This is a genomic window from Sorangium sp. So ce693, from assembly GCF_051521375.1.
Lineage (GTDB): Bacteria > Myxococcota_A > Polyangia > Polyangiales > Polyangiaceae > Sorangium > Sorangium atrum.
The window spans coordinates 8,318,742-8,336,881 of record NZ_CP150347.1; the positions used below are offsets into that span (position 1 = coordinate 8,318,742).

At 73.1% G+C, this 18,140-nt stretch carries 12 protein-coding genes and 1 pseudogene; 8 read left to right on the forward strand and 5 right to left on the reverse strand.

The window, feature by feature from the left end; all coding sequences use genetic code 11:
- The first annotated feature begins 123 nt into the window (after positions 1-123).
- Positions 124-1,581 (forward strand): hypothetical protein, encoded by a 1,458-nt coding sequence (locus WMF14_RS30765; protein WP_437791948.1) that lies wholly within the window; start codon positions 124-126, stop codon positions 1,579-1,581.
- Between the two features lie 67 nt (positions 1,582-1,648).
- Positions 1,649-3,025: a cytochrome P450 gene (locus tag WMF14_RS30770; protein ID WP_437791951.1), complete on the forward strand. Its 1,377-nt coding sequence runs from the start codon at positions 1,649-1,651 to the stop codon at positions 3,023-3,025.
- 40 nt (positions 3,026-3,065) lie between these two features.
- Here WMF14_RS30770 and WMF14_RS30775 read toward each other — a convergent pair whose 3' ends face one another.
- Entirely contained in the window at positions 3,066-4,652 is a 1,587-nt protein-coding gene (locus WMF14_RS30775) for an SNF2-related protein (protein WP_437791954.1), read from the reverse strand.
- Between the two features lie 243 nt (positions 4,653-4,895).
- On the reverse strand, positions 4,896-5,528 hold the full coding sequence (locus WMF14_RS30780; RefSeq protein ID WP_437791957.1) for a hypothetical protein: 633 nt from the start codon (positions 5,526-5,528) through the stop codon (positions 4,896-4,898).
- Positions 5,529-5,642: 114 nt separating this feature from the next.
- On the opposite strand from WMF14_RS30780, the gene WMF14_RS30785 reads away from it, so the two are divergent.
- Positions 5,643-7,010 carry a TolB family protein gene (locus WMF14_RS30785; protein WP_437791960.1) on the forward strand — a complete coding sequence of 456 codons (1,368 nt, stop codon included), beginning with the start codon at positions 5,643-5,645 and terminating at the stop codon, positions 7,008-7,010.
- Between the two features lie 81 nt (positions 7,011-7,091).
- Here the strand turns inward: WMF14_RS30785 and WMF14_RS30790 are convergent, their stop codons facing one another.
- Positions 7,092-7,970 carry a hypothetical protein gene (locus tag WMF14_RS30790; protein WP_437791962.1) on the reverse strand — a complete coding sequence of 293 codons (879 nt, stop codon included), beginning with the start codon at positions 7,968-7,970 and terminating at the stop codon, positions 7,092-7,094.
- 195 nt (positions 7,971-8,165) lie between these two features.
- Entirely contained in the window at positions 8,166-12,176 is a 4,011-nt protein-coding gene (locus WMF14_RS30795; RefSeq protein WP_437791965.1) for a protein kinase domain-containing protein, read from the reverse strand.
- 113 nt (positions 12,177-12,289) lie between these two features.
- Between WMF14_RS30795 and WMF14_RS30800 the strand changes: the two genes are divergently transcribed.
- Together WMF14_RS30800 and WMF14_RS30805 are read left to right on the forward strand one after the other, a co-directional pair.
- Positions 12,290-13,783 (forward strand): serine/threonine-protein kinase, encoded by a 1,494-nt coding sequence (locus WMF14_RS30800; RefSeq protein WP_437791968.1) that lies wholly within the window; start codon positions 12,290-12,292, stop codon positions 13,781-13,783.
- A 151-nt stretch (positions 13,784-13,934) separates the two neighbouring features.
- Positions 13,935-15,350, forward strand: a complete 1,416-nt coding sequence (locus WMF14_RS30805) for an RCC1 domain-containing protein (RefSeq protein ID WP_437791971.1) — start codon at positions 13,935-13,937, stop codon at positions 15,348-15,350.
- A 9-nt stretch (positions 15,351-15,359) separates the two neighbouring features.
- Here WMF14_RS30805 and WMF14_RS30810 read toward each other — a convergent pair whose 3' ends face one another.
- Positions 15,360-15,884: a hypothetical protein gene (locus WMF14_RS30810; RefSeq protein WP_437791974.1), complete on the reverse strand. Its 525-nt coding sequence runs from the start codon at positions 15,882-15,884 to the stop codon at positions 15,360-15,362.
- 219 nt (positions 15,885-16,103) lie between these two features.
- On the opposite strand from WMF14_RS30810, the gene WMF14_RS30815 reads away from it, so the two are divergent.
- The 3 genes and pseudogenes from WMF14_RS30815 (at position 16,104) to WMF14_RS30825 (ending at position 18,132) form a co-directional block, all read left to right on the forward strand.
- Positions 16,104-16,433, forward strand: a complete 330-nt coding sequence (locus WMF14_RS30815; RefSeq protein WP_437791976.1) for an ATP-binding protein — start codon at positions 16,104-16,106, stop codon at positions 16,431-16,433.
- Positions 16,355-16,668 (forward strand): annotated as a pseudogene (locus WMF14_RS30820) (ATP-binding protein); the annotation flags it as partial. The gene WMF14_RS30815 and the pseudogene WMF14_RS30820, both read left to right, overlap by 79 nt.
- A gap of 369 nt (positions 16,669-17,037) precedes the next feature.
- Positions 17,038-18,132: a GRAS family protein gene (locus WMF14_RS30825; RefSeq protein WP_437791979.1), complete on the forward strand. Its 1,095-nt coding sequence runs from the start codon at positions 17,038-17,040 to the stop codon at positions 18,130-18,132.
- The last annotated feature ends 8 nt before the right edge of the window (positions 18,133-18,140 follow it).

An 18,140-nucleotide genomic window follows, 5' to 3' on the forward strand; every position in this document is an offset into this window, starting at 1 on the left:
TCTCGCGAAGACCCCGGCTCAGCCTGCGGGAGGCCCCGCGCCTCCGCCCCTGGCCGCCCCTACGCCCGAGCGTATCACCTCATGGCTTGTGGCGCGGCGACCGCGCGGGCATGAAGCCCGCTCATGCCCCTCCGAGAGCTCCTTCCCATCGTCCTCCTCGGCGCAGGAGTCGCGCTCGGGGCGGGGAGTGCGGCCTGCGCCGCACGACAAGGCTCGACCGGCGCGAGCTCGTCGAGCGCCGCCGCGCAGCCGGCGCGGCCGAGCGCACCGGCGAGCGCCTCCGCGGCGGCGCCGGCGCGACCGGCGGCGAGCGACCCGGCCGCGCCCGGGGGAGCTGCGCCCGAGCCGCCGCCCCCGTCGGCCGAGCAGATCGCGCGCCTCCCGCCGGGCGCCGCGATCTACGCCTCGCTTCGCAACAGCGCCCTCGACGTTGCCGTCCAGTACGTGCCCCAGATCGCCGAGGTCCTGATCGAGGCGAACCGCGCGCTCGGCAGCCAGGATCCGCCGGACGTGACGCTCGCGAAGACCGGCATCGATCCGCGCAGGCCGATCCTGGGCGCCGTGGTGCCGGCGTCCGAGAAGAGCGCGCGCGCGGTCGTCGACGCCATGGCCAAGGGGGCCTCCGGCAAGGCGCTCGAGAAGGTCGTCCGCGGGCACGCGGCGGACGCGACGCGGGTGCGGCTCCTCGTTCCGCTCGTGAGCGGGGCGGACCCGCGGCGCGCCCTGGCGACCGTGGTCGATGTCCTCACGGGCGGCGCCCCGCTGGACGCGTGCCCGGGCGCAGCGCGCTGCGCCGGCTTCGGCGCCCGGGCGCCGCTCGGCGTGGCGCAAGGCGGGATCGCCGCTGTCGCGGTCTACGCGGACGGCGCCGACCTCCGGATCGACGTCGTCATGCCGCTCTTCGGATCCGGCGGCGATCCGGCCGCCCTGAAGGAGCTCGTCGCGTTCAGCGAAGAGGTCGGGGGCCCGGAGGGCCGGTGCTCCAGGTTCGACGCGAGCCCCGTCGTGTCGGTGTGCATCGATCCCGACCGGATGGGCGAGCTGGGCGCGACGGACGGCTACGGCAAGATCACGAGGGCGCTCTCCGGAGGCCACGTCGATCCGAAGGCGATCCCGGGGATCGCCGCCCAGGGCTTCGCCGAGGCCCGGCAGAACCTCTGGCTCGCCGCGCCGGCGCGCAGGCTCGCCAGCGACGGCACCCTCGGGGTCACCGTGCAGGGCAAGCGGGGCCGCTTCGTCGCGTCGTGGGCGCTGACGGACGCCTCGCGCGCCGGCGTCGAGAGGGCGTTCGCCGCCGAGCGATGCGCCGTCGGCGACGCGGCGATCACGGAGCTCTTGCCGGCGCTCCGCGCGGCGGTCGGCGAGCCGGGGAAGGGCTTCGACGACCCGAAGAAGGTCGTCACCGCGTTCGAGGAGGCAGGCTGGTCTGCCTACCTGATCGCCGCCGCCGGCACATGGCCAAACCTGCTCGGCGTGATCGCGGGCGTGCTCGAGCGGGGCCCCGGGACCGACCCCGACTACCATGTGTGCGCCCGATACGATGACGGGCGGCTCGTCCTCGTGTCCGAGATCCGGAGATGACAGCGCGCCTCTCGCCGGGCGCCCAGGCCGCGCCGGCGCGATGGTACAAGAGGAGTACGCACCCGCCATGAGCACCGCCCTCCCCGCTTCCTTCACCGATCTCCCGCTCCTGCGGGGCCGCAATCCCCTCGCCCGCCGCATCGAGACCCGGCATGGCTTCCCCATCCTCCCCGGCCGCTTCCCGGTCGTGGGCCACCTGCCGGCAATGGCCGTCGACGAGCTCGACCTGCTCCGCGAGGGCCAGCGCCGCTTCGGCTCCCTCTTCTTCTGGGCCCCTGGCGTCGATGCATGGCAGCTCATCTACGCGTCGAACGAGGCCTTCTCGCTCTTCAAGAGCAAGGCCGTCGACTCCTCGTACCTGACCGAGCGCGGCGTCGGTCACATCTTCGGTCAGACGCTGATGGCCCACGACGGCGCCTCGCACCGCCGCCTCCGCACCGCGATGAACGGGCCCTTCTCGCCGAAGGGCCTCGACGCCGCGGAGGTCGGCGCGATCGTCGCGACCAGCGTCGAGCGCAAGGTCCGCTCGTGGCTCGGCCGGCGTGACGTCCCGCTGCTGCGCGAGACCCGCGAGCTGGCCCTGGAGGTGATGTTCAAGATCACCGGCGTCGAGGACGACGAGCTCCCCGAGTGGCGCCACCATTACGAGGATCTGATGCTCGTGGTGTTCAGCCTGCCCGACGTGCCGGGCTCGCCGCGGCGCCGCGGCCTCCGCGCCCGCGCCTGGCTCGACGAGCGCATCGGCCGGATCCTCGCCGGCGTGCGCGCCCGCGGCGGCGCGAAGGGCCTCCTGCCCGCGCTGCTCGCGGCCCGCGACGAGGACGGCGAGCCGCTCTCGGAGCAGGATCTCGTGGGCAACCTCCGCCTGCTCCTCCTCGCCGGCCACGAGACCTCGGCCTCGGTCATGGCCTGGTGCGTCGCCCACCTCGCCGAGAGCCCCGCGGTCTGGCGCGCGCTCCGCGACGAGGCGTCGAGCGCGCCGGATCTCCCGCGCTCGCCCGCGGATCTCCGCCGCTTCCCCTACGCCGAGGCCGTGTTCCGCGAGGCGCTCCGCCTCCACCCGCCGGTGGCGCACGACGCCCGCCGCGCCGTCGCCGATTTCGAGATCGAGGGCCGCGCCGTCCCCGCAGGGACCCACGTGGCGATCCCGCTGGTCCTGCTCTCACGCGATCCCGAGCTCTACCCGGATCCGGACAGCTACCGCCCCGAGCGCTGGCTCGGCCGCAAGGAGGCGCTCTCGCCGCTCGAGATCGCCCAGTTCGGCGGTGGCGCGCACTTCTGCCTCGGCTATCACCTCGCCTGGATGGAAATCGTCCAGTTCCTCGTCGCGCTCGGGCGGAGCCTCCCGGCCTCGGGCCCCAGGCTCCAGAACGGATTCCCCGCCTCGCGCTACCTCCCGGTGCTCCGCCCCGCGGGGGGCACGCGCGTCCGATTCGATGGCTGAGGCGCTGCGTCCGGCGACAGCATGACGCGTGGCGCGCCTCTCAATCGGCTCCGGCGAGCAACCGCTCGATCTCGCGCATCGTCTCGACGTCATCGCCGACCATCGCCTTCATCGACCGGATCCTGCGGCACACGATCTCGGCGATCTTGTCTTCAACGGTATCGTCGGCATACGCCCAGTAGACCTGCGCAAAGCGTCCATCGCGGTGACAGCGGCCCTCGATCTGCGCCATCTGGATCGCCGACCACCGCAGATCGTGGATCACCTCCGAGCGCGGCACCTCGTTGTGCTCGCCCTGGTGGAGCGAGATCCCCTCTTCCACGGTGAAGAGCACCACGCGCGGCTCGCCGCGCTGGAAGCGGAGGCGCTCTGCCTCCTTCTCGCCGGCCGGCAGCGCGCCGTGGATCAGCGCGCACGGGACGCGCTCCCGGGCCAGCGCGGCCTCCACGGCCTCGAGCGTCTCCATGAAGGCGATGGAAACCGCGACCTGATGCCCGTTGTCGAGCAGCTCACGCACCAGCTCCACGGTGCCGGCCACGCGGATGAGCGAGCTCTTCTGTCGCAGGCGCAGCGTCGCGGCGAGCGCCGACCTCGGGTTCGCGCCCTTTGGCAGGAGGTCCATCTCCCGGCGGAACGCGGTCCACGCCTGCGCGTAGAGCTCGCGCGCGGAGGCGTCGAGCTCGAGCGGGGTGAGGATGCGGTTGATCTCGGGCCAGCCGGCCACGTCCTCCGGGCGGCGCCGCATCCCGACCGCGGGACGGCCGTCGAACAGGAGGGCACGCACCTTCTCGCAGTCCGCCGGATCGCCGCGCCAGTCCCACCTGCCGAACGCGCCGCGCGCAACCCCGAGCCCCTGGCCTTCGCACCACTGCTCGAAGTCCTTCAGATCCGCGGAGCGGCTCCCGGTCGCGCTCGCCAGGAGCGGCCCGAGATACGACAGCTCCAGCGGGTTCTGCCCGGCGGTGGCCGAGAGCCACAGCACGAACCGTGCGCGTGCGTTGAGCTTGACCGCGAGCTTGGAGCGCGCCGCCGCCGGGTTCTTGCAGCGGTGGCTCTCGTCCCAGATCACCACGTCGAACTCCGCGGCGCTGCCGGCGCGCGCAAGGCCCTTCTTCGATCGGATCCTTCGCCGCGCCTCCGGGGTCACCTCGAAGAGCTTGCCCAGCCGATCATAGTTGATGATCACGATCTCTTTGCCTGCGTCGCCCATGGCCTGAACCGTGCGGCGCCAGTGCGCGACGACGGCGAGCGGGCAGACGATCAGCACCGTGGTGACGTCCGGCATCTGGAGGACCGCTGCCCAGGCGGTGATCGTCTTGCCGAGGCCGACGTCGTCGGCGAGGAGGAACCCGGCGCGCCTGGCGGCCTTCGCGACGGCGATGGCCCGCACGCCGTCCAGCTGGTGCGGGCGGAGGACCATCGCCCCGGCGGGGGCGGCCGGCGCGGGCGCGGGGTCGTCGTTGAGCTCGTGCTCGATGCGTCGCTCCCACGAGTACGGCGCGGCGCCGAACGGCGCGAGGGCCGGCGGGAGCGTCTCTGCGCGGACGACGAACACGCCGCGCTCCGCGTCCCAGCGCGCGCCGCTCGCGGACGCGACCGCGCGCATCGCGAACGGGACGTCGAGCACATGGGCTCGCTCCGGCGCCGCACGCGGAGCGGGGGCCGCTGGAGCGGCCGCTCTGGAAGCTCTACGCGGGGCCGACACCGTTCGCTTGGCACGCATCGTCGTCATGACGACCCTGATACCAGCGCGGACGCGCGCCCGCGCAGAAAGCAGCCACTTGGTCGAGGTGGATCGACGACTTCCGCGTGTAGCCTGGAGATCGTCGGTTCGAATCAACGCAAGGAAGCAAGACCTCTCACGGTCGAGCTAGAAGACGCCGCGCATGGCGGCGCCGAGGTGCAGGATCTGGAGCGGCGTGTCCGAGGGCGTGCGGAGGGGGCGGAGCTGGTATTCGAGGACGAGCGTAGGCTGCGCGTCCTCCTCGGGGAAGAGCACGAAATCGAGGCCAGCGCCCGCGTAGAGATCGGCGCGAAGAGCGTCTCGCTCGCCGCCGACCTCACCGCCCAGGCTCAGAAAGGGATCGATCCGCTCGTAGGCCGTCATCTGGGCGAAGGCGAGCGGCCGGAACTGGCCGCCGAGCGCGAGCACGCCGCCGTCACGGCCCTCCACCTGCTCATAGCGGAGCGCGCCGGCGAGCCCGATTCCGCGCAAGCTCATCGAGGCGCGCAGGCTCACCCCACCCGGCTCCTCCCAATCGCTGATCGCGCCAGTGGCGCCTATCTGGGCCTGGCCCCAGAAGCGGAGCTCATTCAGCGCCTCGACGACGGCGGAGCCCATGGCGGTGAACGCGGGCGCCGAGTCCGAGGCGCTGGCCGCGGCCGGAGACACGAGCGCGGCGGCCACGGTCGCGGCGCCGAGGGCGCGCCCCGCGGGCGAGCGCGCGCGGAGGAAGGGGCGAGGGAGGACCGCCTCAAGGGTGGGCGGCGCGGCGGCGCTCATCGCGCGAGCCTAGCACCCCTCGCGTGGGCGCCAGAAGGAGCCCTGCCGTTCGAGCGGCTCGCGGCGCAATGCTCCGAGAACGGGATGAGCGCCCCCCTGCCGCGGCGTTCTCCCATGACCATGCACGAACGCACGCAGCGCACCGCGATCGCGTGGCTCCTGCTCGCCGCGTGCACGCCCAGGCAGGTGAGCGACGGTGAGCCCCCTCCCCCGCCCAGCGCCTCGAGCGCGGACGCCTCGCTCCAATGCGCCGACACGGCTTCGCTCGCCACCCCTGCCCTCGCGGCGTCGCCGGCGCCGAGCGCGGAGCCTCCAACCGCTCCCTACCAGCCGCCCCCCGAGCCAACCGCGGCCCCAGCCCCGCGCCGGTCGATCGGCACGTTCGACGACTGGGTGAAGGCGTACGCGGGGCTCGGCGAGCCCGAGGCGGAGAAGAGGCCCCCGCGGCTCCGCCTCGCCAAGGAGCTCGCCCTCGCGTCGGGGCGCATCGCCTTCGTGCGCTCGGGCGATGTCTTCACGATGGACCTCGCGACGGGGGTCGAGGCGCAGCTCACGCGAAAGACGCAGCGCAACGTCGCGCCCACCTTCCTTGGCGACGGTCGGCGGATCGCCTTTCTCAGCAACCGCGACGGGATGGCCTGGCGCGTCTTCCTCATGAACGCGGACGGCACGGAGCAGCGGCCGATCACCGGCAAATTCGCTGCGTGGTATGGCGAGCCTTCATTCACCATCTCGCCGGACGGCGCCCGCGTCGCCTACGTGGCCAGGGCGCGAGCGCCGGCGGACGAAGGCCTGGAAGAGCTTCACCTCGTCGACGTCGCGAGCGGCGACGACCAGCGCATCGGCGCACCAACACCTCTGAGCGAGTGCACGTTCTCGCCGAGCGGCGACGCAGTTCATTGCGTCGCAGGCGAGTTCGACGCAGAGCACCTCCTCTCGGTGGATATCGCCACGAGGCGCGTCAGGCGCTTGCCGGACGCGGGCAACCACATGTTCAGCGCCGCCCGCTTTCTCGGCGATCGCCTGCTCTTCTCGGCGAGCCCGACGGGGGCTCTCTGCTGCCAGCGGTCGCAGCTCTACACGACGGCCCTCGACGGCACCGGGATCAAGGGGCTCGGCTCGTTCTGGGTCTCGGGCTCGATGCGCCCGGAGGTCTCGCCGAAGGGCTCGAAGATCGCCGTCGCGTGGTCCGTCCGCGTGGGAGGGTTCGGCGCAGATTACTGGAACGAGCTCACGCTGCTCGACGCGAACGGCGGCGCCGACCGCCCGCTCACCAGCACGTTTCCGCGCCCCTTCTACAGCGCCTACGAGCCTGCCTGGGCGCCCGACGATCGCCACCTCGCCTTCACGCTCTCGTTATGCCCTTACGCCGGCTGCGAGCCGAGGATTCGAAGCGTCGTCGTCGTCGACACCCGGGACGCCAGGGCCGTGCCCGCGTTCATCGCCTACGGCGGCAACGCCTCGTGGAGCCCAGTTCCCTAGAGAGACGACCCTTCGTCGGCGGCGCCGCGCCGGCGGCTCGGGCTGCCCGCGGCGCTCTCGGTGGACGAGGGTCCCCGCGCCTCATTGCCCGCAGCTCGGGTAGAGGTGGAAGATGCCCTCCGCGTCGAGCTTCGACGAGATCGACTCCGGGTAGGACACGCCGTCCGCGTGGCACGTCGGCTGGCCAGCGGCGTTCGTCGTGCAGTCCGTCTCGTTCGGGAGCGAGCCCTTGCACGGTCCGAGGAGGGTGAGCTTGCACGTCGGTAACGAGTCGCAGATCCGCAGGTTCGCGAACTGGCTCCACAGAAGATCGCCGCACGCGAGCTGCGCGCCCTCATCCGCGCAGGCATAAGCGACCTCCTGGCCCGGGACGAAGATGTTGCCGAACATGGTCGCGTCCGGGAACGTGTACTGCGCCGGGTTCATCCACGGCGCGTCCGCGAGGCCCGGGTGCTTGCCCACCATGCGGATCGGCACCTCCTCCAGGAAGCCGTTCAAGGTCTGGAGGAGACACGCCGTCACCCAGCGCTGCGGGGACGTGAGGGTCATCGCCTGACTCCGCCACGGCGCCGCGAGGCCGAGCGCCCCTTGGTACACGTAGGAGGACGCGCCCACCACCCCCTTCACCGTCATGTCCGGGCGGAGCGCGCAGCCAACGACATAATGGAGGAGCTTGCGGCCCTGCGCCGTCTCCAGGAGCGGCGTGCTCGCGAGCTTGCCGGCGGCGTCCGCGAGAGGAGCCATGGCGAGCCGCTGGAGCATCTGTATCGTCCGCGGCTCCCAGAAGAACACCGGATCGTCGCCGTTCGGAAAGACATACGCCTGCTCGACCGACGCTACGTCTTCCTCGGCAACGATGTCCTCCTCGTTGTCGTGGGCCGGCGCCGGCGTCACCACGCATCCAAGCGCGAACAGGCACGTACCGAGCAGCGCTGTAACCGGGGCTCCCAAGCTGGACATGATCTTCTCCTGAGGCGACGCCGTGCGGCGCGTCCTGACCGGCTACTTCCAGCTTTCGTGCCAGGCGGCCGACCCCCTCCCGCGCGGGAAGCCGACGCGCGCCCCTTCACAAAATAATCAATTATATCCAATATTTACAACCCGGATCCGGCGCGAAGGCCGGCTCGCGGGGGCATCGGATGGAGGCTCCGCCCCTCACCCGCTGATGCCCGGAGCCTCCATCCGATCCAGCTGAGCCGCGAGCCGCGCCAGGCGCGTGCGGAAGCCCGGCGCCTCGTCGAGCTGCGCTGTCGCTTCCTGGAGAGCACAGGCGGCCTCCAGCGGCCGCCCGCCGGCGATCGCCATCTCGGCGCGCATCGAGAGCAGCTCGACGAGCTCGATCGCCAGGAGACCGCCCCGGCACCGCGACAGCACGTCCTCCCACGGATCGGCGCTCGCGGACGGCTCGCGGGCGCGGAGGCCCTGCTCGCAGAGCGCCAGGTGGAGCGCGCGGTAGAACGCCCACAGCGAGGGCGCCGAGGGGTCGGGCGGGCAGCTCCGCTCGATCCACGAGAGGTGGCGGCTCGCCTCGTCGTGGCAGCGCCTCGAGACGAGGATGCGCGCAAGGAGCAGGGAGCACTCGGGCGCGGTGTGCTCGAAGAACCGCCGCTCGAGCACGTGCGCGCGGCGGGCCAGCTTCAGCGCCTCGTCCCCGTGGTCGCTGGCGTGGAGCAGCTCCGCCGCGTTCAGCGTCACGTGGCGCTCCAGGACGGGGTTTCCGAGCTCGCGCGCCAGCGCGATGGCGTGGCGCATGTCGGCCATGGCGAGGTCGAGCTCGCGCCGCATTGCCCGCAGCGGGATGCGGCACGTGCAAGCGGCGCAGAGGTGAGGCCAGTCCTCGGCGGACGACGCCAGGGCGAACGTCTCGTCGAAGCGGGCGTTCGAGAGGTCGAGCTCTCCCAGCCACATCAAGGCGGGCGACAGCAGGAGGAGCGCGACGATCCTGGTCCCGTAGTCGCCCTCGGCCTCCGCGCTGGCGGCGCCTCGCGTGAGGAGCTCGACGGCCTCGGCGACCCGGCCACGCCGGAAGCAGGAGCGCCCCTCGGCGACGAGCACGCGGCCCTCGAGCGCGCGCGCGCGCGCGCCGAGCCGGTCGACGAGCGCGCGTGCGCCGAGCCGATCGACGAGCGCGCGCGCCTCCTCGACGCGCTCGGCCGAGCGCTCGAACTCGCCCGCCCAGTCGAGCGCGGCCGCCTCCTCGAGCAGCACGTCCGCGAGGGAGGCGTCGTCGCCGAGCTCCACGGCGAGCGCCCGCGCGGCCGCGAGGTCGTCCGTGGCCTCGCGCGTCCGGTCGACGCGGTAGCGGCTCTTGCCCCGCCCCGCCAGCGCGCGCGCTCGCCGGCGCGCGTCGCCGGCCGCCGCGAACGAGAGCGCCGCCGTGTAGTGCCGGTCCGCCTCGACGTGGCGGTGCCGCGCGAACGCGAGATCGGCCAGCGTGAGGCACGCGTCCGCCGCCGCCTCCCGCGCCCCGCACCCGCCGGCGTGCCGCGCGAGCGGCGCCAGGAGCTCCGGGCGAGGCCCCTCCGCCTCCACCCTGGCCGTGAAGTAGGCGAGCGCGCGCAGGTGGATCTGCGCGCGCTCCGCCGGGTCGAGCAGCTCGACCACCGCGTCCCGGAAGACGGCGCTCTGGAACGAGTATCGCTCGCCCGCGCCGCGCTCCAGGATCGTTTGCTCGACGAGGGCGCTCAGGCCGTAGCCCGCGTCGATGGGCGTGCCGGCGTCCCCCGCCCGGGCGATCGAGTCCAGGATCTGCTCGAGCTCCGAGCGGGCGAACGAGTCGCCGAGCACCGCGCAGAGCCGGACGCACGCCGCGAGCTCCGGCGAGAGCGCGTCGAGCCGCCGCTCCGCGAGCCATTGCCACGCGGGCGACGGGGGGAGGTTGTCGAGCTCGGCCGTGGCGACGTAGTGGGTGCCGGCGTTCACGCGGCGCTTCACGATGCCGGCCCGCTTGAGCGAGCGCACGAGCTCCGTGAGGCACGCCGGGTTGTTGCCCGCCCAGCGCGCGAGCCGGCGCAGCGTCTCGGCAGGGGGGTACTCCGCCGGCCGCAGCAGCTCGGCGGCGAGCGCCATCGCCGCCGCGTCGTCGAGCGGCGTCAGCGCCGCGCGGTCGTGGCGCTGGGTGCGCGCGCCCCAGGCGCGGCGCACCTGCTCGAAGCGCGGGTGCGCGGCGACGAGCACCCACAGCGCGACGCCGGCGCCGTCGAGCGTGGCGTACTCGAGCGCGTCGACCAGCGCGTCGTCGGCCCAGTGCGCGTCGTCCACGATCACCGCCACCGGCCCGCGCTGGGCGCGCCGGCGCAGCGCCTCGCCGAGCGCCTGGACCACGCCGTGGTGGAGCGAGGCGGGCGCGCCGCGCGCGGGCAGCGACGACCAGCCGAGCGCCGCCGCGACCGACGGCCACGTCGCCTCGCCGAGCGCGGCGCCGAGCCGCTCGCGGCAGAACGCGGCGACGTCCGGCGGCGCCTCCGCGGGCGCGTCGAGCACACGGCCGAGGAGCTCCGCCGCGTCGCGCGCCGCGTCGCGCGCCGCGTCGCCGAGCAGCGGCTGCGCCGCGCGGAGCGAGACAACGAGCGCCCCGGCGTCGCAGCGGAGCGCCGCCGAGGCCGCCTCCGCCGCGAGGCGGCTCTTCCCGAGCCCGGTGTCGCCGATCAGCGTGAACAGACCGGGGCACGTGCCGTCGAAGGCCGCGCGCGCGCTCTCCGCGATCGCCGCGAGGACATCGTCGCGGCCGGCGAGCGGGGCCTCGATCTCGACCGACGGCTCGGCCTCGGCCGAGGCGGGCCGGCTGTCGCCGTCCTCGCGCGCCGGCAGGGCGCGCTCGATCTCGGCGGAGAGGGCGACGCCGGACCACGGCTCCGGCGGCAGCCAGGTCTCGGGTCGCTCCACGGCGGCGCCGTACGCCGAGACGGCGCCCCGCGCCCTGCGGCGGAGGGTGACCGACGCGAGGTGCAGCGCCGCGCGCGCCCCGTGCTTCCCGGCGAGCTCGCGCGCGGCGGCGAGCGCGGCCTGCGCCGGGTGATCGGTGTCCTTGCCAGAGAAGACCGCCACGTAGCGGCTGCCGCGCTGCCGCGTGATGAACCCTTTGCGGCCGGTCACGGAGGCGATGACGGGCGACGCCGCGGCGGTCGTGTCCGCGACGAGCAGCACGACCGAGCTCCGCCCCCCGGCGATCAGCCTGGCGCCGGTGGAGTCCGCCGGCGGCGCGGCGCGCGCGGGCGGCGCGCCCGGCTCGGCCGGAGCGCCCGGCGCGCCCGGCCCGGCCGGCGCGAACGTGGAGCGCGCCGCGGCGAGGGCACGCCGCAGCGCGGGCGCGTCCGACGGGCGGCGCTCGCGATCCTTGGCGAGGCACGCCAGCGTGAGCTCCTCGAGCGCCGCGGGCACCGGCGCTAGCTCGCCCGGACGCTCCGGGCGCAGCGTGAGGTGCGCATGCTCGAGCGAGGCGCCGTCGCCCGCGAAGGGCAGCCGAAGCGTGAGCAGCTCGAAGAGGATGACGCCGAACGCGTACACGTCGGCGCGCACGTCGACCACCTCGCCGCGGAACTGCTCCGGCGCCATGTACTCGGGCGTCCCCAGGACCACGCCGCTGCGGGTGAGGAGCTCCTCCCGCGCCGCGTCGCCAGGCGTGCGCTCGGAGCGCTTCGTGAGCCCGAAGTCGAGCAGCACGACGCGCTCGTCCGCCGCTCCGGAGCGGCCCTCGATGAAGAGGTTCTCCGGCTTCAGATCCCTGTGGATCGCGCCCCTGCCGTGGGCGGCCTCGAGCGCGGCGAGCACGGCGTCGGCCCGCGCCGCGGCCCAGCCCGGATCGGGCGGGGCGGCGAGGGCGGCGAGCTCCGAGGCGAGGGTGCGGCCGAAGAGCCGCTCCATCACGAGGTAGGGGCGACCATCGTCGAGCCGGCCGCACCTGTGGAACCGCGCCACGTGCGGCGGGCCGATGCGCTCGAGCGCGTCGGCCTCCCGGCGAAAGCGCTCTTCCAGCATCGGCGTGGTGGACATGCCGACCTTGACGGCGACCGGGGCGCCGTCCTCGTCCGAGACCCCCGCCCACACGATCGCGAAGCCGCCCTGCCCCAGGCGCTCGCCGAGCGAGACGCCGGGGACGCGCGGCGGAGCGGGCGCGGAGGGCTCGCCGGGCGGCGGCGTCCATCCGTCGAGGGGGCACGGCGCCATGCCCTCGCGACGCCGGTGACACAAAGGACAGCGATGCACTCGGCCTCTCCAACGCAGGCGCACAGGCGCGCGCGCGAGCGCGCACCACGCCTATGCTATCGTCGCGGGCCAGCATGGCACACGTCGATGACGACACCATCCCGAGCGCGCCGCGCGGGGTGGTGAGCCCCACCGACGAGACGGTCACCCTCTCGGCCGTGGAGGAATCCATCGCGGGTGGCCGGTGCAGCGCCGAGGTGCCCTCGCGCGCCGGAGACTATGTGCTCCAGAGCGTCCTCGGCGAGGGCGGCTTCGGCGTCGTCTACCGCGGCGAGCACGCGGCGCGCGGCACGAAGGCGGCGATCAAGGTCCTGCACGCCGAGCTCGCGCTGCACCCCGACGTGTGCCTCCGCTTCGAGCGCGAGGTCGTCGTGATGCAGCGGGTGCGGCACCCGAACGTGGTCGACGTGCTCGACGTCGGCAGGCTGGAGGACGGCCGCCCCTACTTCGTCATGGAGCTGCTCGACGGCGTCAGCCTGGAGACGCACCTCGAGGCCCGCGGCCGGCTCCCGCTGGAGGAGGTGCTCGCCCTCCTCGAGCCGCTCTGCAGCGCCCTCGACGCGGCCCACGCGCAGGCGATCGTGCACCGCGACGTGAAGCCGTCCAACGTCTTCCTGTGCTCGGGCGATATGCAGAGACGCGGCCCCCGCGTGGTGCTGCTCGATTTCGGCGTGGCGAAGCTGCTCGACGCGCCCGGTCCCGCGCTGACCACGTCGCGGCACGTCCTGGGCTCGCCCTCCAGCATGTCGCCCGAGCAGCTCCTGGGCCGCCCGGTCGACGCGCGGACGGACGTCTACGCGCTCGGCGCGCTGGCGTACGCGATGCTCACGGGAGAGCCGCCGTTCTCCGGCGCGTCGTTCCCGGTGCTGCGCCAGCTCCACCTCTTCGCGAGCCCGCCCCGCCCGAGCGCGCAGGCGCGCGTGAGCCCGTCGCTCGACGATGTGGTGCTGCGGGCGCTCAGCAAGGCCCCGGCGGAGCGCCAGCCGTCGGCGGGGCAGCTGCTCGCCGAGCTGCGCGCGGCCGTCGCGGCGCCGCGGGCGGCGGGCGCGACGACCGCGGCGCCCCGGCGATCGGCCATGGGCATCCACGTGGAGGTGCAGGCCGACCCGGGCGCGCTCGATGAGCCGACGCCGGACTTGCTCGACGACTTCGAGTCCGTCCTGCCCTTCGCGCTGTCCGAGCTCACGAAGGCGGGGTTCTCGACCGCGGTCGAGACGGGCACGACCGCGCTGGTCACGGCCGACCGGCCCCTCGACCCGGCGCGCGACGAGGCCGCGCGCCGCGACGCGCTCGGCGCGGCGCTGTCGCTGAAGCAGCGGCTCGAAGCGCGCTCGGGGCGCGACCGGCGGGTGCACGTCCGGCTCTGCGTGCACGTCGGCGAGCTCCTGGCGAGCGCGGACGGCACGCTGACGGGCGGCGATTTGCTGGAGCTCTCCGGGTGGGTGCCGGAGGGGGCGGCGGAGGGGCTCTTCGCATCGCCCGCCCTGCTCGACGGCCTCGGCGTCACCGCGCACCCCGCGTCCGTCTCGCAGGGGTCGAGCGCGCTGCTCCGGGTGCTGGAGCCCTAGCAGCGGGCGTAGCCCTCGGCGCCCGCGCCGAGGCGGACTCGACGCGGCGCTCCCCGGCGGGCGGCGGCGCGGGACGCCGCGAAGCGCTGGCGCCCCCGGATTAAGGCCGGATTAAGGCCCAGCGCGCCGATCGAGCGGCATCCTCGCGATCATGAGCACCTCGTCATTCGCCTTCGTTTCGGTCGCCGCCGCGCTCGCCGTGAGCGCCGCCTCGTGCGGCACCACGGTCGAGTTCGGGGCCGGCGATCCGCCGGTGGTCGACGGCGGATCGCCGCCCACCGGCGATGGTGGGTCCTCGCCCGTCACCGAGCCCGGTAATGCCGGCGGGACGGTCACTGAGCCCGAGCCAGCACCCGAGCCGGAGCCAGAACCCGAGCCGGAGCCAGAACCCGAGCCGGAGCCTGAGCCTGCCCCCAAGCCGTACGGTGGGGCCGACCCGTTTCCCCCGCAAGAAATGCGTCTCGTGGCCGGCGGCGACAACACCTGCGTCGTGGGCATTCACGGTCACGTCGCGTGCTGGGGCAGCGCCGAGACAGGGCAGCTCGGGCTGGGGGGCTTCGTGGATCACTCGACCCCGACCTGGATCCCCGACCTCGACGGCGTGGTGGAGCTCGCCATCGGCAGCCTCGCGATGTGCGCGCGGCGGCTGGACGGCACCGTCTGGTGCTGGGGCTCGAATTCCCACGGCCAGCTCGGCGCGCAGACCGCCGACTGTCCCGGGCTCCGCTTCCCTTGCAGCGCGGTCCCGGTACAGGCGCCGGTCACGGAGGCTGTCAGTCTCGCAGCGGGCCCGCACCACGCCTGCGCCGTGCTGGCGCCGGACGGGGACGTCCAGTGCTGGGGCGCGGCGCCGAGGGTGACCGACTCTGGCTTCCACGCGCTCTCCGCGGCAGCGGGCTACGCCCATACGTGCGTCCTGTTCGCGCCCGCGCCCGGGCAGGATCCGGCGAGCGACGTCGTTTGTTATGGCGACAACGGCGTGGGTCAGCTCGGGCTGGGCACGAGCCTGGACGTCGCGTCCAGGCCGATCACGCGCGACGCCGTGTTCGGCTTCGTGCAGCTCGCCGCCGGCAACGACTTCACCTGCGGCGTCGACAGGGGCCAGCAGCTGTTCTGCTGGGGCCAGAACCAGTTCGGCGGCCTCGGCTGGGGCGTCGATGGCCAGGATTCCCCCGAGTGGTGCCCGGGGAACGGGCGTTGCGCAACGAAGCCAGTGCGGGTGGAGATCCCTTATGTGAAGCACGTCGCGGCGTACTACGAGCACGCGTGCGCGGTGGCGCAGCCCGGCGTCGTGTACTGCTGGGGAACCCCGTCGCGCACGAGCCCGGCGAGCGCCGGGGAGTGCTGGCCGGGGTCTCCAGATTGCGCGCCCATACCGCGGTTGGTCTCCGGCGTTGTGAACGCGGCCTCGGTCGCCGTCGGCAACGGCCACGCGTGCGCGCTCACCGGCGCGAACGACGTCTACTGCTGGGGCCTCGACACGCACGGCCAGCTCGGCCGCGGCCCGGGTGCGTCGTTCGAGGCGACTCCAGTGCGCATCCAGATCCCGTGGGAGCCGAGGTACTGATTCCGCGCGTCAGAAATCCCGCCAGGATTCCTGAGACGATGCGGCGGACGCGGACGAAATATCAATAATTTTAATCTGTTCTGTCTGATTCGCGGCCGGGTCGCTCGCCGGCGTGGCCCAACGCGGACCCAACGGGCCACCTGCAGCCACCGGGGCGCCCGCTGTTGGCTGGCCGGCGTGGTCAACGACCGCGCCCGGCGCTCGGTGGTGCAGCGCGCGGACAAGGGACGCGTCGTTGCTCGGCGACGGCGAGCCCGCCTCCCGGCTCGCGGACATGGGATCACTTCCACCTAAACGGCCGCCCCTACCGTTCAGCTCAGGGATCGCCTCGTCCAGAGGAACGAAGTCCCCCAAGCCGAGCTCAGCGACCTTGCGCGCCGCGCGCTTGTGGTGGTGGATCTGGCGGCTCGACTTATGCCCGGTCCGATCGGAGATCCACGTCTCCGTGCGGCCGTTCGCGAGCTTGATCGTGATGAAGGTCGCACGGGTATCGTGCAAGCGTATATTCAGCCTCGACTGCGTGGTCTCGAACAACTCGGGCCGATCGATGCCAGCGCGGCGCAGGCGATTTCGAAAATTGTGCGCCCCACTGCGCCCCGGCAGGGATCCGCTCGGCCCATTGAAGACACGCGCCTTCGGGGGACATAGAGCGAAATAGGTCCGAAGCGCGCGCACGACGTCGGGTGAGAGTGCCCAGGCGAGTGGACGGCCCGTGAGAACAAGCGACTCCATCGCCTGCAGAAGGATGCGCGTGTGCCGGGGGGCGCGTGCATGGAGGACTTCTCCTGCGAGGCGGGGCGCGGCGTGGACAGGTCCTTCGCTCGGTCGCTGGGCCCCTGCCAGTGGGTCCGAGCGAAGCAGAACGTGATCGTGCTGGGAGCGACCGGAGCCGGGAAGAGCTTTCTCGGCGGCGCGCTGGCGCAGGCGGCCTGCAGGCAGGGCTTCCGCGCCCTCGTCATCCGCACCCCGCGCCTGCTCCAGCAGCCCGCGGTGCGCGTGCCGACGGGACCTACGCGAACGCCCTCGCGCGCCTGGCCAAGGTCGCCGTGCGGGTCCTCGACAACTTTCTGCTCGCGCCGATGACCGATGTCGAGAGGCGCGATCTGCTCGAGGTCCTCGAGGATAGATACGACAGGTCGTCAACGGTGATCACTTCGCAGATCCCGGTGAAAGTTGGCACCAAGCCATCGGAGAGGCGAGTATCGCCGATGCGATCTGTGACCGCGTTGTCCACAACGCGCACGTGGTGACGCTCCGCGGCGGGTCGATGCGGAAGAAGAAGGCGGTGGCTCCCGAGGTGACCGAGACGAAGACCTGACCGCGCTCGTCGCTACGCTCCGGTCCACGTCACGCCGGACTGGGCCGTCGCGTCGCTCCGGAACGAGCCGTCACGTCCGTCGGAATACGCACACCCGTCGAGCTGCGCTTGCACAACTTGCGCAAGCTCGGCGCGGTTCGAGCGGAGTGCGCAGAGCTCCGGCCGAAAAGACGGGCCAATCACCGCTCATGGCATTGGCCCGCTCCCTGCTAAGCGCTGGGCACGCCACCTCGTCCAGGGCTTCGCGTCCTTGGCCTAAACCTTCTCGCGTCCTTGGCTCGCTCTGCACTTCACCTTCTCTTCAACCCGTGACCGAGCGGAGCGCCCCCGTGTGCGCGCCCCGGCTCAGGGAAGGAACCGGAGACCGCCATGCCTTGTCATCTGCCCTCGAAGAAGTATCCCGCCGTCGCCTCCGTCATCGACGCCATCGTCACCGGCTGCGAGGACGCGGCGCGCTGCATCCTCTCCCGCCTGCTGAACAGCCTGCAGGGCGGGGACGGGGAGCCGGAGGACATCCAGGCGCTCATCTTCGCGCGCGCCCTCTCCAAGCGGCTCGCATGGGAGCGGCACGAAGAGATCAACCTCTACCTGCAGCAGCTCGGCTTACCGCAGATCGCGCTCTTCAACCTCGTGGCCAAGCATCTGCCCACGGTGGCGCTCGCCGGCCAGGTGGGGAACGAGATCCTCGCCGAGCAGTTCGCGGGCAACGACGAGATCACGCTGCTCGATATCGGCATCGGCACCGGGCAGCAGGAGATCGCGCTGATCCGGCTGCTCGCCAAGCGCTCGGCCCTGCCGCGGGTGCTGCACGTGGTGGCGCTCGAGCCCGACCCGAGCAGCCTCGCGTGCGCCGGCGGCGCGCTGCACGAGATCGCAGCGCAGGTCGGCCTGGATCTGCGTTTCTACGGAGTGAACAAGCTGGTGGAGGAGCTCGGGCAGGAGGACTGGGACTTCTTCGCGACCCTGCCCGGCAAGCGGGTGGTCAACGCTTCGTTCGCGGTGCACCACGTGCGCAACACCGAGTCGCTCGATGCGCGCGACGCTCTCTTCCGCCGGCTGCGCGCTCTCGGCGCCGAGGCGGTGGTGCTCTGCGAGCCCAACGCCGATCACCTCAACTCCTCGCTGCGCCGGCGCTTCCAGCACTGCTGGCAGCACTTCGGGGCGACGTTCCAGCTCATCGACTCGCTCGGGCTCTCGCGCGAGGAGAGGAACGCGATGAAGATGTTCTTTGCGCGCGAGATCGAGGACATCCTCGCCTCGGCCGAGGAGCGCCGCTACGAGCGCCACGAGCCCGCGGCGCGCTGGCTCTCGCGGCTGGCGGAGGCCGGCTTCCAGCCGGCGAACGATCTCGGCAGGATCGGCGCCGAGGGGCGCGGCGGCGTCGAGGTGGTGGCGCGCGAGGGGTACGTGGGGCTCGATTTCCAGCAGGAGACGCTGGTCGCGATCGTTTGCGCGGTAGCCTGACGCGCAGG